A 16,193-nucleotide genomic window follows, 5' to 3' on the forward strand; every position below is an offset into this window, starting at 1 on the left:
ACGCGGGGTTTGCCACTTAAAACTCCGCCCAGTCATCATCTGCCTGCTTTTTTGATGCAGCCGGTTTTGTAGTGGGTTTAGACATAGATTTAGCGGCAGGCTTAGGTAAACTTGCAGATGACTGCACAGCCGCCGGAGCCAAGCGTGGTGCAGGTGAAGAGGAGTGTGACGTTCTGAAGAATCGCATGGTTTCCTCTAGCTGAGTCGCTTGATCGCTCATACTTTCAGCGGCTGCAGAGGTTTGCTCAACCAAGGCGGCGTTCTGCTGGGTCACACTGTCAATCTCGTTTATGGCTTGATGTACCTGACCAATCCCCTCAGCCTGCTGACCCGACGCATTAGCAATTTGCTCAATCATACCGGTGACTTGATTAATATTGTCCGCCATCATGGCTAAACGCTTCTCAAGATCTGTGGCTAATTGCGTACCGTTATTAACTTTTTCAACACTCGAATCAATCAGCACCTTGATGTTCTTCGCTGACTCAGCTGACTTTTGTGCAAGGTTACGGACTTCACCGGCCACAACAGCAAAACCTCGACCCTGATCACCTGCACGCGCGGCTTCAACCGACGCGTTCAAAGCCAACAAATTAGTTTGGAACGCAATGGAGTCAATCAAATGGACAATGTCACCAATCTGCTGGCTAGCAGACTCAATCTCTTCCATAGCTTGAATAGTTTGGGTCATTACTTTTTGACCCTGCGCAGCTTGATCACGAATGTCTAATACTGATTTTGAAGCCATCTCCGTATTCTCAGTATTGTTTTGAATCGCTTCATTCATCTCATCCATCGTCGCACTGGTCTGCTCAAGTGCTGCAGCCTGTTGTTGAACACGTTGACTCAAGTCGTGCGCGCCTTTCGACACTTCTTCAGAAGCTGAACGTACCACCATAGACGCTTGGATAGACTGATCCACCATGGCTGAAAGTTGCGCTAAAGAGCGATTAATCGCTTGCTTAAGGACATCTAAATCCCCTTTATATTCATGGGTAATTTGCTGGGTTAAGTCGCCCTCACTCTGTGCTACAACAATTCGAGTAATATCTTTAATGGCTTTATCTAAATTAGCAATAGAGTCGTTTACCCGGTCACGCATTACCGCCAACTGTCCATGTGCTTCAACATCGATATGCGCTTGATAATTACCTGCTTGCATTGCAGCCATGGCATGGTTAATCTCCGCGATTAACTGATCCGTTTGCGCCATCGCTTGCTGGGCATAATTCATAATCTGCGCATATTCACCTTCACCTGCCGCACTGAATTTGTAATCAAACTCGCCTTTACTGAGTGCTTCCATTGCGCCTGCGATTTGGTTCATTACCGCGACAATATTTTCTACGCTTCGATTTACACCATTTTTCAACTCGGCCAAATCGCCAACATATTCGCCTTCTATGCGCTTACTAAAATCACCCTTTGCTAATGCAGACACGACTAGATTAGATTCGTTCAAGGAATGATCGACACTCGCAAGCAGGCTATTGATTGCGGCTATCGTTTGTCCTACCTCATCTTTTGATTTTACTTCAGTCTGAACACCAAAACGACCTTCACGCGTAACCTGTTGCACTAAGCCTTGCACTTGCTTGAGTGGATTAATCACCATATGATTGACTAAAAAAATAACGATACCAATAAGTAACAACAAGCCAATCAAAATAGCAGCTAATGTAAACCAAGCCTCACTTGTTGCCGCATTGATCGGATCTAACAAATAGCCTTCATCGCGAATCAAAATATGCCGACCCATAACTTCCCCACGTTCATCAAACGCAGGTAAATCCATGACAACTTTGCCTTCTGCTAAAAAAACCTGTTCTTTATCACCTTCTACCGCCGTAAAATAACGCTCAAGCATCGCGACCGCCGCAGGGTCGAACCAATTGTTGTTCGCTAAAATATGGTTTGAACCAATTTTCTTATTATTAGCGACCACATCAAAGCCAGGAAAATAGGTGTCGATATATGCCTGATCGATGAGCAACACCCAGTCAGTTTCAATCCCTTTAAAATCACTCACCGTCGAAGCAAGACCTTGTAAAACAGATACCATGCCTAATTGAGTATCGCCATCATTAATGGGAGCAACAGCGACAACACCTACTCCACGCGCGCCTACCCCAAGCGCCGCGTAGGATTGACGTTCTTGCATCACCCGCTGAATAATTGGACTATTACTCGCATCTTGACCAAAGCTATCAAGCTCCCAAGACCGAATTAACATACGGCCATCGGCTGAAAATAAAATAGTGGCGATATTATTGAAGTTGGACTTATTACGGAAGTTGTCGCGGATGCTACCAAAAAAATCTAACAGGTCATCACGCTCTTCAACATAAAGTGCTTCTATTAGCTGCGGCTGCATACTTAATGCTGTTGCACCTAGGATGCCACTTTGCACTTTCAGATCGATCGCTTTTTCAACATGAATACGCGACTCATTTAACAGTTGCTCCTGTGTCGCCGCTTGAGTAGGCAAAATATTTAAGTAGTACATTTTTATGCCAATCACTATGGCCATTAGTACCCCAAGTGAAATGGTAAAAATTGACACCTTTGTTTTTAATGCAAGGTCAGCGAACTTCATTCTAGTATCCTATTTTATTTTTTATATCGGTCGAGGTCTGTACCTAGTTCAGCTACCAGTGCTCTGCTATTCACACCAGCAGGTTGGCTAAAACGTCCAAGTAACGCATACACTGCAGGAATGACAATTAAAGTCAGTACAGTAGCTATCGCCACGCCCCAAATTAACACCATACCTAATACATAACGCGTTTCTGCACCGGCACCCGAGCTTAATATCAATGGCACCGCCCCTACGCAAGTAGTAATGGCCGTCATCAGTATAGGCCGCAGTCGCATACAAGAGGCATCAATCAACGCTTCTTTAAATGCAATACCTTGATCACGTAATTGATTAGCAAACTCGACAATTAATATACCATTTTTAGTGGCGAGGCCAATAAGCATTACCAACCCAATTTGCGTATATAGATTAAGAGTGAGGCCGTATAGCCACAAACCTAACAAACCACCTAATACCGCAAGGGGCACTGTAAACATGATTATAAACGGACTGACAAAACTTTCAAACTGAGCAGAGAGCACTAGAAAAACCACCACAAGACCCAGTAAAAATACAAACAATACAGCATTACCTGAAGTCTGAAAATCACGGGACTGACCTTTATAGTCAATCATCGCATCCGGTGGCAAGAGTTCGCGTGCCAGATTTTCCAAATGAGCCAGCCCCTCCCCTAGACTTAAATGAGGTGCTAGGTTTGCATCAATCGTGACTGAGCGCATCCGGTTGTAACGATTCAATGAACCGGAGTCGGCAAACTCCTCGTAACTGACTAAACTTGATAAAGGAATTAATTCACCAGTAGTGTTTGAACGCACATGAATCAGATCCAAACTGGTTGGCGAACGATACAAGCGACGATCAGCCTGTAAAATAATATCGTACTCTTCCCCCTGGTCAACAAAGGTTGTCACCCGTGTTGAACCCAACAGAGTTTGCAAAGTGCGACCAATTTCTTCAGTGGTCACCCCCATATCAAACGCTTTTTCATAATCGATGTTAACGCGTAACTGCGGTTTGGTTTCTTTATAGTCCCAATCAACCGCCTCAAAGCCAGGGTTGTTGTCGTTAATCGCATCGGTAATAATGCGCCGCCATTCCGCCAGTTCTGCATAGCTGCCGCCGCCTAACACGAATTGCACGGGTTTTTGCACCCGCCCGCCAATACCTTGGCGCATCACGGGATTGGCTCGAATACCCGGCAAATCGGCCAAACGCTCGCGCACATCCTGCATAATCTCATTAGCAGGCCTGCGTTCTGACCAATCATTCAGCACCACAATGCCAATCCCGGTATTGAAAATTTCCGTATTGCCAAATGCACGCGGCGACCGAATTAACAAGCGATTGATTTCGCCATTTTCAACCAACGGCATTAAACGCGCTTCGACCTCATCTAGATAGGTTTTCATATAATCATGGGTCGCGCCCTCCGGACCCGATACAAAAATAAAGAATGCGCCACGATCTTCTCGAGGGGCATATTCTTCCGGAAGCTGTTGAAACAACCAGTAACTGGCATAGAAGGCTGCAAACAGAATTGGCAGGATCATAATAGGCCACTTAACGATGGCTTTTAAGATCGGACGATATGCCCTAATCATCATGCCATCCGGCGCTTGATAATCAGCAGGCCTGGTATTGTCCAATTCCGTATCGATATTTATAGCCGCTGACTTAGCGTTCGCTTTGCGTGCTTTTAACAACTTGGAGGCCAAGGCCGGTGATAAGGTCAAGGCAACAAAACTTGAGAAAATTACCGCTACCGTGAGCGTAATGGCAAATTCAGAAAACAATCGGCCCAAGGTGCCTTGTAAAAAACTAATCGGGAAAAATACCGCCACCAAAACCAGCGTAGTCGCAATGACTGCAAAACCGACTTGACGAGTACCCAAAAAGGCTGCGGCGAGCGGTGAGAAGCCTTTTTCAATATGCCGCTGTACGTTCTCAAGCACCACAATCGCATCATCGACCACCAAGCCAATCGCTAACACCAGGGCTAACAAGGTTAACAGGTTGATCGAAAATCCGAGCATCCACAACACCCAGAAGGTGGCAATAATCGAGACGGGTACCGTAACCAAAGGAATCAGGGCCACGCGGACGCTACGCAAAAACAGCAAAATCACCAGCATCACTAACACAATCGCGATAGCAAGCGTTTTATAGACTTCGTTAATCGCGCTTTTGATAAATACCGAACTATCATAGCTGGCTTTTATGGCCATACCGTCAGGCAAAATCGCGTTTAAACGTGCTACTTCGGCAGCAGCACCTTCGGCAACAGTAATGGTATTGGCGGTGGATTGTTTAATAATCCCTAAGCCAATCATCGGCAGACCATTGCCTCGGAAAAAACTGCGATTTTCGATCGAACCCAACTCGATGCGCGCAATATCGGCTAGGCGTACCTGGGTTTGCGCGGAACCGCGCTTAACCACCAAACGTTCAAAATCGGCAACGCTGGTTAATTGACGATCCACCCTGACACTAAATGAGGTATCCTGCATGGTAACGGTACCCGCCGGTAATTCAATATTGGCACTGCGCAGCGTGCGTTCTACATCACTCACGGTGATATTGCGCATCGCCATTTCATTGGCATCTAACCACAGGCGCATTGCATATTCCTGGCCACCGCCAATACGAACACGGGCCACACCGTCTAACACTGAAAAACGATCGACTAAATAACGCCGGGCATAATCCGTCAGCTCAGGCACCGTCATACTATCGGACGTGAGGTTGAACCATACAATCACATCATCGTCACCATCGACTTTTTGAACTTCAGGTTGATCGGCACCGTCTGGTAAGTTACGCGCGACTCGTGCGACACGATCGCGCACATCATTAGCCGCAGAATCAATATCGCGGTCGATATTAAACTCAATCCGAATCCGTGAACGCCCATCACTTGAGGTCGATTCGATAAATGAAATACCCTCAATACCGGCAATCTGATCTTCGATTAGCTTGGTAATGCGTGATTCAATGACCGCGGCCGACGCCCCCGGATAGCCAGTGGTAATTGAGACAATCGGCGGATCAATATTGGGATATTCACGCAAGGGCAAGCGATCAAAGGCCAACATACCGAATGCGACCAACAATAATGACATCACCGCCGCCAAAACGGGACGTTTGACAGCCGTATCAGACAGTAACATATTGCCCCCTATTGCGCGAATTCAGAAATTTGACGCAATTGGTCGGCCACTTTCACCTGCTGACCGGGTCGAACACGCAAGGCGCCCTGGCTGACCACGGGTTCGCCCAATTCAGCGCCGCTTACCAGCTCAACCCAACCGGGTTCGCGCGCCCCTAGCACGACTTTTCGGCGCTCAATTTTGAATAACTCTGAATCCGCTTGGGCTTTGAGAACATAGACAAAGGTTTGATCGGCCATGGGCACAATCGCAGTTTCAGGCACGCGCAACAAGTTGCGCGGTGCCTTATCTAAGCGCACCGTCATTGCCATGCCTGGCAACAGGGTATAATCGTGATTCGCCACTTTTGCTCTAACTTGAAAAGTCCGGGTAGCCGGGTCAAGACTAGAGAATACAGTGACCACCTCGCCTCGGATATCACGTTGATTCAACTGACTACTTTCTAACACCACTGTTTGACCTACCGCCACATCGCTTAAAAAACGCGCTGGCAAATGGAAATCAACCATCACCTCATCCAATTCAATCAAATCGGTCACTACCAGGCCTGGTGACGCCATGGCACCCTCGTTGACTTGACGCACGCCTAATCGACCAGCAAACGGAGCGCGCAATTCAAGACGCGCTAGGCGTACATTGAGTAATTCTTGTTGCGCCCGTAAGGTTTGGCGCATTAAATCCGCTTCATCTACCGCCGCTTGTGACACATCACCGCGTGCCAACAGCGTGCGTAAACGCGCCAATTGGCGGTCGGCATCCGCAAGGCGCACGGCCAACTCAGCCAATTGCGCGCGTACTTCAGCTTGATCCAGTGTTAAAAGTAACTGCCCCTCTTCAACCCAGTCACCATCGCCAAAATGCACCGCAACCACCCGTTCTGTTACGCTAGGTTGCAGTTCAACATGACGCTTGGCTAATACTTCACCCAAGCCCATAATCGACTCTGTGACCGTTGCCTGTTCAACATGGCCTTGAATAACTAATTGATTAGCTAAGAGTTGATGACTAAAGGTGACGCTCGCAATAATACTCGCTGCCAACAAAAACACCGATCTGCGCCACCACTGACCTGACAAATTAATCATTTTGAAGTATCCTTGAGTTAGCTTTTTGATAGCTTTTATTTTGATTTTAGTTTAATTATATTAGTTATTTTAAAAAAGAATCTAATGTGTAGGGATGATTACACAAAAAAACCCATCCACAAACTCTATACAATTCTTATACAATAAGATTCATTTGCCACGTCTTAAAAGGAAACCTGGATGAAATACCATAACAATACCACTTATCGGCACGGCGATGAAGCGGCAACCGGCGTACTCATTACCAACTTGGGCACACCCGACGCGCCCACTAAACAAGCTCTTCGCCCCTATTTAAAGCAGTTTTTGTGGGATCCGCGCGTGGTTGAACCACCACCCGCACGCTGGTTATGGTGGTTAGTTCTGAATGGCATTATCCTCAACACCCGCCCAGCAAAATCGGCCGAAGCTTATGAAGAAGTGTGGGATTCAGAAGGCCCTGGTTCGCCCCTGCTTAATATTACTGTGAAGCAAAAAGAAGCGATTGAAAAAAAGCTGGCGCCCCATTTTAAAGGCAAGGTGGTATTTGATATTGCCATGCGCTATGGCAACCCATCGATTGAATCGGCGTTAAAAAAGTTTGAGCAACTTGGCGTGCAGCGCCTAGTGGTGATGCCGCTTTATCCACAATATGCAGGGGCCACCACCGCATCAACCTTTGATGATGTGACGGATGTATTGCGCAAATGGCGCTGGATTCCAGAACTGCGTTTTATCAATCACTATCACCGTCACCCTGGTTATATTAAAGCCTTAGCCAACTCAGTACGTGAACATCAAGCGGAACATGGGGTGCCGGATTTATTGGTCATGTCTTATCACGGCGTGCCGAAACGCTACCTAACCAATGGTGACCCTTATCATTGCGAATGCCAAGTGACCTCGCGCTTACTCGCGCAGGAATTAGGTTTAGAGCCGCATCAATACAAGGTGACTTTCCAGTCGCTGTTTGGCAAAGAGGAATGGTTAAAACCTTACACGGATGAAACTATGATGTCTTTACCCGGCCTGGGATACAAACATGTTCAAGTCATCTGCCCTGGCTTTTCAGCAGATTGTCTCGAAACCATTGAAGAAATTGATGGGGAAAACCGCGAGTATTTTGAAGAAGCCGGTGGTGAGAAGTTTAGTTACATCAAGGCGCTCAACTATCGTGAAGACCACACCGATGCGTTAACCGATGTCTTGTTGCAACATACCCAGGGTTGGTATGAGCGCGATGGCTTTGACAGCGAAGCTGATGCCGCTGAAAGAGCGATTGTAAAAGAACGTGCCCGCGCAATGGGTTGTCCAATGTAATTAGCGCTTAGCCCGTTACCTCAAAGGCGCTTGATAGCGCCTTTTTGTTTGTACTATTAGCGTCCAAACGGATTAGGTAGGCGTTGACGTAACTCTTGTTCGGCACGCCCTCGCACCTCATCTTCCGCTTGCTGCTGCAACTGACGCTCTAAAGCGCGACGCTGCTGATCTCCTTGCTGATCCAAGCCCGCATACCCCTGCACTAAAGACATCAACTCTGCTTGATCTAGATTCAAACTCGCCAATTGCGCATCCAAAGGCGCCATCGCCTCTGCTAAACGTGACTCAATTTCTTGGGTAAGCTGCTGTTGTAATTGCGCTATTTCCTGCTGCATAACCTGGCGTAAACCACTGGCAAAGCGCCGATCTAAATCCGATGACGCCGACAATCTTGGTGCCCAAGGCGACCCCACCAGGCCTGCTTCGACTTTAAAGCTATCCACCCCACTAAAAATCGGCTGCAATAATCGCAATACCGTGGCGGAATCAGATTGACTAACATCCAGTTTAGCCTGCTGATACTGCATTACCAAACTTGCATCAATCCGTTCTAAATTGGTTAACTGCAACCGCCCAGTCCAATCGGCTAAGGCCGACTGCATCACCACCGGCAAACTGGCTGAATCCACTAACTGCCAATCTTCGATAGCATAATCCAGCCAGTTAAACCGAGCATCACTGACCCAATCTTTGCCACGCCCATCTACTTGACCCACTAACTGCCAAGGACTGACTTGCGCCGCCTGTGTAAGGCTAAATTCAAATTCAATAGGTTGCTGGCTGGTTGGATGATCAAAATTTAAAAATTTAATTTCACCACGCATCGGTCCATTTGCCAGTTCCGCGCTGACTTCTAAAGCTTTAAGCATAAAGTCTGGCTGGGGATCATATTCCGTAAAAGCAATGTATTCGCCTTCCCATCGTGCCGGTCCAGTTGCAGCAGCACTTTCAGCCGCCGCTTGCGCTTCGGCACGATAATTTTGCCACCATGCAATAAGCGGCTGCGCGCGATGATACAAACCTAAACCCTGGTCTAAATAACCTTGAATGGTTTCGCCAAACAACAAATAGGTCATGTTAGATAAACCTTGCTCATCTAACGTATAGGTTGCCAGTAAACGACGGGCATCTGCAGCCGGCAGGCCTGGTAACGACCTAATCGACGCGCGAATGCCCGGCATTTGCTCATCAAATAAACTTCGTGCGCGTGCTAGGGTTTGTTGATCCTGTTGCCACTGTGCTTGAAGTTCAGCTAAGGCCTGTTGGCGCTGTGGAATTTGACTCACATCACTCAAATCACCCTCTAATAACGCAGCTAAACGGGTTTGATACTCCGCTAAACGCGCCGGCGTGGGCAGATTCGGCTGCAAGCTTTGCCACTCCGTTTTAATTTGTTCCAACTGTGCGGCCAGCGCCTGGCTTTGTTCAAGGGTTTGCAAGGATTCACGACTTAAAATGGTGTCAGGATCTGGCAGTGCCAAATTAGGTAAGGGGACGCTCTCCGCCAATCGTTCAACCCGGCTGGATTCAGATTGTGCATCAGACCTAATCGGTAAGGCGCCGTCGCGGGAGCGCGGCTGATCAAACGCCACTCCTGTGATGCGTGCCTGTTCAATCACTGTGCGCCCCACCACCAGATGATACAAATTCAAATCAAACGCAATCCGATCAATCACCAACGCATTTTGCATGGTGTTATGAGTATCGGTGATCGCTAAACCGCGCAATTCCATGCCCAGCGGCGTCAATCCAAAACGCAAGCTGGCGATATCTACCTTGGCACCCCATGCAGCCGACGCCGCACGTTCAAGCTGAGCTTTTAAGGCCCACTGCGAAACGACATAAGTTAAGCCACCCCCTACAACTAGCAGGCCTGCTAATAACATCACCCCCGACCAACGCACCCAGCCTTTTGGAGCGGCCAATTTTTTTGCGGTCGTGTTATTTGCCTCAGTTTTAATCGGCTCACTCATTTGAACCACCCCGCTAGACTACTGGCTTTATCGCTCATCATGATAATGCGGACAATTTTAAACCGCTGAGCCCAAGCTAAAAATCGCTTACGATAGATTCGAATGAGCACTAAACTCAACCCAAAAAATGGCACCGCTAGCGTATAAGCGACCGCGATACTGCCCAACACAATCGTATTATTAAATGACATAAAGCGCCAGAACGCTGTGTTATACATCTCCGTCCACATAGGCACCAGGCCTGGTAATTGCAACAACCAGGCACCAAAACTATTAAAGAGTGGATCAAACAGATAAGCGATAACAGTAAAGACAGCCCAGGCTACTAACACCGCAGACACATTCACCCGCAATACTAAAATCAGCAACAGGGTCAAAAGGGTATGAGGAAACCAAAAAGGTGTAAGCCCCAACAGCATACCCAGGGTTAGTCCTAGCGCAATTTGCGATGGGTGTTGATTGGCGTTAATCGCCTTCATAAACTGAATAAAGCTATTCAAATTCAATCCTTTTATGTAAAAACTAACGAACAATTTGATAATTCTACCACAGCCCTGCTCAGACCATTTCAGCCCATTTCTTGCGGATCAACATCCAGACTCCAGCGCACTCGATTAGCTAGTGGGTGGGCATAAACAGCGGCTGCCACCGCTTGCCACCAGGCCTGCAAGCTTGCGCGGCTCGAGGCTTGCAGAAGCAGTTGATAGCGCCAGCGATTTTGGCGCTTAGCCATTGGAGCCGACACCGGCCCCCAAACCTCGCAGGGTTCAGTGACTGGCACCGCCAGTAACAGCGCTTTAATGGCCTCTAAAAACGCGACGGCTTGGGCTGAATCTAGCGCCTCAACTCGCACCAAAAGTTGAAAACTAAACGGCGGCAAATTCGCGATTTGGCGGTCACCCAGGGTTTGCGCGGCAAAGCCAGCATAGCCTTCGCGTAAAAGTTGTTGATAAGTAGGGTGTTCGGGTTGATGCGTTTGAATCAACACGCGTCCGGCTTGCGTTCCACGACCCGCCCGACCGGCGACCTGCACTAATAATTGCGCCATCCGTTCAGCACCACGAAAATCAACGCTAAACAAGCCTTGATCTAAATCCAGCATTACCACTAGCGTCAACTTTGGAAAGTGATGACCTTTGGCCAACATCTGAGTACCAATTAGAATATCGGCTTCACCATCGCGCGCCTGGGTCACCTTTTCGGCCAAACTGCCCTTTAATCGCGTCGTATCGCGATCGATACGCAAGATAGTGTGTTCAGGAAATTGGATCGTTAAAAACTGTTCTAAGCGTTCGGTACCTTGCCCCATGGCTACAAAGTGCGCGCTACCACAGGCCGGACATACCTTGGGCTTGGGCTGCTGAAAGCCACAATGATGACATTTCAAGGTATCGCTGGCATGGTGATAGGTCAGATTGGCATCACAATGCGAACAGGCGCCCTGCCAGCCACAAGAATGACAGAGCAATACCGGCGCAAAACCACGCCGATTTAAAAACACCAATACCTGCCCTCCCGCCGCCAAGGCTTCACGCATCTGCCCCAACGCCTTATTCGACAAACCCTCTTGTAAACGATCGCCCCGGACATCCAGCAAGCTCAAGTGTGGCGGTTGTGCCTCCCCCGCCCGCTGACTCAGGCGCAAATAGCGATAGCGGCCCGTTTGGGCATTGTGCAAACTCTCCATACTCGGCGTTGCCGACCCTAATAGCACCGGGATGTTAAGTAAATGCGCCCGGCGAATCAGCAGGTCACGCGCGGAATAACGAAACCCATCTTGCTGTTTAAACGACAAATCATGCTCTTCATCCAAAATACATAACCCCAAATCAGCAAAGGGCGAGAAAAGCGCCGAACGCGTACCGAGTAACACACTTGCCTCCCCTCGGCGCATCACCTGCCACGCACAATGGCGTTCTTGATCATTTAAACCCGAGTGCAACGCCACTACTGGCTGCTGTAGATAGGCCTCAAAACGCGCTGCGGTTTGCGGGGTCAGCCCAATTTCAGGCACCAAAACCAGCACTTGTTTTCCCTGCGCTAACACTTGTTCAATTAAGGCTAAATAGACTTCGGTTTTACCGCTACCGGTCACGCCATCCAGCAAAAAACAACCAAAACCCTGGCTCGCTTGCACGCTCGTAACCGCCGCTTGCTGCTCGTCATTAAGCAGATGACGCACTGGATTTGGCAGGGACTTGTGCGCTAAACAGGGCCCTTCTTTAACGGCTAACCAGCCCTGCTCCACCCAGCGCTTTACAAGCGGCTGCCAGCCACTGAACGACGCATTAAGTTGACTGGACGACCAGGCCTGGTCATTGGAGAGCGCTTGCCAAAGTACCCGTTGTTTATGGGCGCGAGCACTGAGCTGGTCCACACTGATGCTTTGACCTAAAGCCGAACGCTGCCAAGTCATCACACCCGGCAGTGCTAACGGCTCGCCATCGCGCAACCGCTTGGGCAAGGCAGCCATCACCACCTCGCCAATCGGTTCGTGGTAATAATTCGCGGCCCAGCGTAAAAATTTAAGGTCTTGAGAATTCAAAACCGGTTCTTGGTCTAACTTGACTAATAGAGGTTTAAGTTTACTGAGTTCAACCCCATCATCCTGATCCACGCCTACCACCACCGCAATGCGCGTTTGATTGCGAAACGGCACCCGCACCCGCCAACCCAGCCAGTCAGCTAGCCAAGCCGATTGCAAGGATGGGTCGGTGGCAACCGACAGAGAGTCGTCAGGCACTAGATAGCTGAGGGGCTGCCAAAACGGCCCCGGTAACGCCACTTGAACGCGCAGAAATTTAGTTTGCATCGTTTTTCATCTGGATGATTTTTCGGCTAAAATGTTGATTTTACCTTGTTGATGACCTGCATGCATTTCTTACAGCTTTTTATCTTCTGGCAAAACCGTTTCCAACAATCTGTTGGTCACGCGGTGGCATGGCTGAGCTTGGCACTAGTACTGACGACCGCAGCAGCGGTGTTATTGCGCTATGGCGTCAATTTTAGTGCCAGCAAACTGGATGAAAGCCTTATCTATATGCATGCGACCTTGTTTATGCTAGGAATCGCCTATACCTATCAACAAAATCAACATGTGCGGGTAGATGTGTTTTATCAACGTTGTTCGCTGCGCACCCAAACTTGGATTAACCTACTCGGTGCAATCTTATTTGTACTACCCGTGATGGTGTTTATTATTTGGGCGGGGCTAAGTTATGTAGGCGCAAGCTGGGCGATTCAAGAAAAATCGCTCGATGCCAGCGGGCTGCCGTATGTATATCTGCTTAAAACCTTAATTCTAATTATGCCAGGCCTGGTGATCCTGCAAACGCTCGGCCTGATTGCGCAGTCTCTGCTCACCCTGCTTCATGTTGAGGAACCCGCATAATGGAATGGCTGGCACTCGTTTTATTTGCGTTGGTTTTAATCGCGTTGATGATTGGCTTTCCGGTGGCCTTTACCCTAGCCGGGGTATCCTTGTTATTTGCTTTCGGCGCGCTATTCGCCGGGGTATTTGATATTGCCTTTATTCAAGCGATTCCTAGTCGAATCTACTCGATTATGACCAACTCCACGCTGCTGGCGGTGCCGTTATTTATTTTTATGGGTCTGATGTTAGAAAAATCGAAAATCGCAGATCAACTGCTACTGACCCTAGCAGAGGTCTTTAAGGGCGTGCGCGGTGGCCTCGGCATCGCGGTCATTTTAGTCGGCGCCCTGTTAGCAGCCAGTACCGGCCTCGTCGGTGCCACCGTAGTTATGCTAGGTCTGCTGGCCCTACCGACCATGTTGCAACAAGGTTATTGCCCTAAATTAGCCAGCGGCACCATTTGCGCGAGTGGCACCCTAGGGCAAATTATTCCGCCGTCGATCATTCTGATTTTACTGGCCGACGTCATCTCCAATGCTTATCAACAAGCTCAATTACAGCAGGGCATTTTTGCACCCGAAACTGTATCGGTTGGCGATTTATTTGCTGGTGCATTACTACCAGGCCTGCTGCTGGTAGGGTTGTATCTTGCCTATATGTTAGGCGTGGCTTGGTTGCAACCGCATCGCGTTCCAAAATTTGCCGCGCCCACGCAACATGGCGTGATTCAAACACAACCAGGCCTGCTAGTGCGTGTCGTGCAAAGCCTGTTGCCACCCATTGGGTTAATTTTATTGGTACTGGGTTCGATTATATTGGGGATGGCCACACCGACCGAGGCGGGCGCCTTGGGTGCACTGGGGGCACTGCTGCTTGCTATGTTCAAGCGACAACTGTCGATGGCGACGCTCAACTATGTCATGCGCAACACCCTTAAACTCACCAGCATGATTTTCTTAATTTTTATCGGTGCAGCCTTTTTCTCCCTGGTATTTCGGGGCTTAGGCGGTGATGAACTGGCGCATCAATTACTGGGGAACCTGCCTGGCGGCTTGTTTACCCTCATGTTACTGACGATGCTATTTTTATTTATTTTGGGATTCTTTTTAGACTTTATCGAAATCACCTATGTGGTGGTGCCGATTGTTGCGCCAGTCTTATTGATGTTGGGTGCTGACCCGATTTGGCTGGCGATTATGATTGCGATTAACCTGCAAACCGCTTTTTTAACGCCCCCGTTTGGCTTTGCCTTATTTTATTTGCGCGGTGTGGCCAACGAGGCTTTAAAAACGCTAGACATCTATAAAGGGGTTTGGCCCTTTATCTTGTTGCAACTAGGCTTACTTGGGTTGCTGGCGGCCTGGCCCAGCCTCGCGACTTGGCTACCCGCGTTTATCAACTAAGGTTTTTCGGCCATTTTCTTTAAATGGTCGTTAATTTTGAATAGCACAATCAGTAACTCACACCAAATCCGCACGCCCACCGCACCAAACAGAATTAGCATTAAACCGCCAAAAAAGCTGCCTGCCCACATCATACCCAGGCCTGATATCACCACGCCCGCCAGTAACAACCAATAAACAGCGGTAATAATCTTGGGGACTAACATGGCATCAAAAAAGAAGATTGACCTTAACATAACTCACTTACCTTATAAAAATGACTTAAAAAAACACCCAAAGTGCTTAAGCACCTTCAGCCCGTTCATGCTAGCACTTTTTTTGCTTAATTGTTAACAAACCCACGCCGAGCATCACTAAGGAAAAACCCAACAGATGCCACAGGGTAAAAGGCTCAGCCAGTATCCATACCGCTAAACCTATCGTAAATAGCGGCCCTAAGCTGCCAATAATGCCCGTTTGCGCAGGCCCTAAGCGAGCAATCGCCTCACTAATCATAAAACTCGGAATAACGGTACTAAAAATCGCCAATAAAAAAGTCCAGAGTAAAATCTCACGATTAAACACCCAGCTATTAAAGTCAATCCAACCCGCAAAAAAGACCACTACCCAAATACACGCCGATAACATCGCCCAAGAGGTGAACCACAAGCTACCCACTTGGGCGATAATCGCGCGACTATACAGCACATAAAACGCAAAACTCAATGCGGCTAAAGCCACTAAGATGGTGCCTAAAGCGGTACCGGCTTCGGCCATGCGCGCCTCTTCAGCGTAAATGGCAAGGATACCTAAATAAGACAAGGTCAATGCGGCAATAATTTTTCGCGTGAGCGGTTGTTTAAAAAACAGCGCACCCAAAATTGCCACCATAATCGGATAAGTAAACAGCGTCAGACGTTCAAGTTGCGCGGAAATCGTTTCTAAGCCTTTTAAATCTAGCCAAGAGGATAAAAAGTACCCGATAAAACCTAAGGCCACTAATTTGGCCCATAACGGCCATTGCATCAATTCACGCTTTTGTGGATAACGTTGCCATAGCAGGCCTGCTATTAAGGCATAAACTGGCAAGGCAATTAACATCCGTAAAAACATCACACTGTCGGCATCGGCACCCGCTTCATAAGCCAATTTGATCAAAATCGACTTAACCGAAAACAGCAGGGTGCCTATTACAGCTAATATAAATCCCCACCAAAAATAGCCGCGTGGCATAACCCACCCTATCTGTTCAAAAATGATGGCTCAGTATAAGCAGGCCTGTTAGCAAACAAAAGCCTAGCGTATTAAATCTTTC

11 protein-coding genes are annotated in these 16,193 nt (G+C 48.3%); 3 read left to right on the forward strand and 8 right to left on the reverse strand.

What is annotated here, in order from left to right:
* Window positions 1-16: 16 nt before the first annotated feature.
* Genes THIAE_RS10660 through THIAE_RS09035 form a run of 3 tightly spaced genes read right to left on the reverse strand, consistent with a single transcriptional unit; the run spans window position 17 to window position 6,851 of the window.
* Window positions 17-2,596, reverse strand: coding sequence for a methyl-accepting chemotaxis protein (locus THIAE_RS10660; RefSeq protein WP_006460841.1), 2,580 nt, complete (start codon window positions 2,594-2,596; stop codon window positions 17-19).
* A 14-nt stretch (window positions 2,597-2,610) separates the two neighbouring features.
* Window positions 2,611-5,766, reverse strand: a complete 3,156-nt coding sequence (locus THIAE_RS09030) for an efflux RND transporter permease subunit (protein WP_006460840.1) — start codon at window positions 5,764-5,766, stop codon at window positions 2,611-2,613.
* Window positions 5,767-5,774: 8 nt separating this feature from the next.
* A complete protein-coding gene (locus tag THIAE_RS09035) occupies window positions 5,775-6,851 on the reverse strand; it encodes an efflux RND transporter periplasmic adaptor subunit (RefSeq protein WP_006460839.1) in 1,077 nt (358 codons plus the stop codon).
* Window positions 6,852-7,031: 180 nt separating this feature from the next.
* Here THIAE_RS09035 and hemH point away from each other — a divergent pair, with 180 nt between their 5' ends.
* Window positions 7,032-8,150, forward strand: coding sequence for a ferrochelatase (gene hemH / locus THIAE_RS09040; protein WP_006460838.1), 1,119 nt, complete (start codon window positions 7,032-7,034; stop codon window positions 8,148-8,150).
* A 56-nt stretch (window positions 8,151-8,206) separates the two neighbouring features.
* On the opposite strand, the gene THIAE_RS09045 is transcribed toward hemH, so the two are convergent.
* From THIAE_RS09045 to THIAE_RS09055, 3 genes are all read right to left on the reverse strand, one after another.
* Window positions 8,207-10,123 (reverse strand): TIGR03545 family protein, encoded by a 1,917-nt coding sequence (locus THIAE_RS09045; RefSeq protein ID WP_006460837.1) that lies wholly within the window; start codon window positions 10,121-10,123, stop codon window positions 8,207-8,209.
* Window positions 10,120-10,623: a TIGR03546 family protein gene (locus THIAE_RS09050; RefSeq protein ID WP_006460836.1), complete on the reverse strand. Its 504-nt coding sequence runs from the start codon at window positions 10,621-10,623 to the stop codon at window positions 10,120-10,122. Before THIAE_RS09050 ends, THIAE_RS09045 begins: the two co-directional genes overlap by 4 nt.
* A 68-nt stretch (window positions 10,624-10,691) precedes the next feature.
* Entirely contained in the window at window positions 10,692-12,935 is a 2,244-nt protein-coding gene (locus THIAE_RS09055; RefSeq protein WP_006460835.1) for a primosomal protein N', read from the reverse strand.
* A gap of 60 nt (window positions 12,936-12,995) precedes the next feature.
* Here THIAE_RS09055 and THIAE_RS09060 point away from each other — a divergent pair, with 60 nt between their 5' ends.
* The gene (locus THIAE_RS09060; protein ID WP_006460834.1) at window positions 12,996-13,514 is read left to right on the forward strand and encodes a TRAP transporter small permease subunit; all 519 of its coding nucleotides are present in this window, start codon (window positions 12,996-12,998) and stop codon (window positions 13,512-13,514) included.
* Window positions 13,514-14,899, forward strand: coding sequence for a TRAP transporter large permease (locus tag THIAE_RS09065; protein ID WP_006460833.1), 1,386 nt, complete (start codon window positions 13,514-13,516; stop codon window positions 14,897-14,899). Before THIAE_RS09060 ends, THIAE_RS09065 begins: the two co-directional genes overlap by 1 nt.
* On the opposite strand, the gene THIAE_RS09070 is transcribed toward THIAE_RS09065, so the two are convergent.
* A complete protein-coding gene (locus THIAE_RS09070; RefSeq protein WP_006460832.1) occupies window positions 14,896-15,135 on the reverse strand; it encodes a DUF4282 domain-containing protein in 240 nt (79 codons plus the stop codon). The genes THIAE_RS09065 and THIAE_RS09070 overlap by 4 nt on opposite strands.
* 70 nt (window positions 15,136-15,205) lie before the next feature.
* Window positions 15,206-16,111, reverse strand: a complete 906-nt coding sequence (locus tag THIAE_RS09075; RefSeq protein ID WP_006460831.1) for a DMT family transporter — start codon at window positions 16,109-16,111, stop codon at window positions 15,206-15,208.
* Window positions 16,112-16,193 lie beyond the last annotated feature (82 nt).

Origin of the sequence: Thiomicrospira aerophila AL3 (genome assembly GCF_000227665.2) — a bacterium.
Lineage (GTDB): Bacteria > Pseudomonadota > Gammaproteobacteria > Thiomicrospirales > Thiomicrospiraceae > Thiomicrospira > Thiomicrospira aerophila.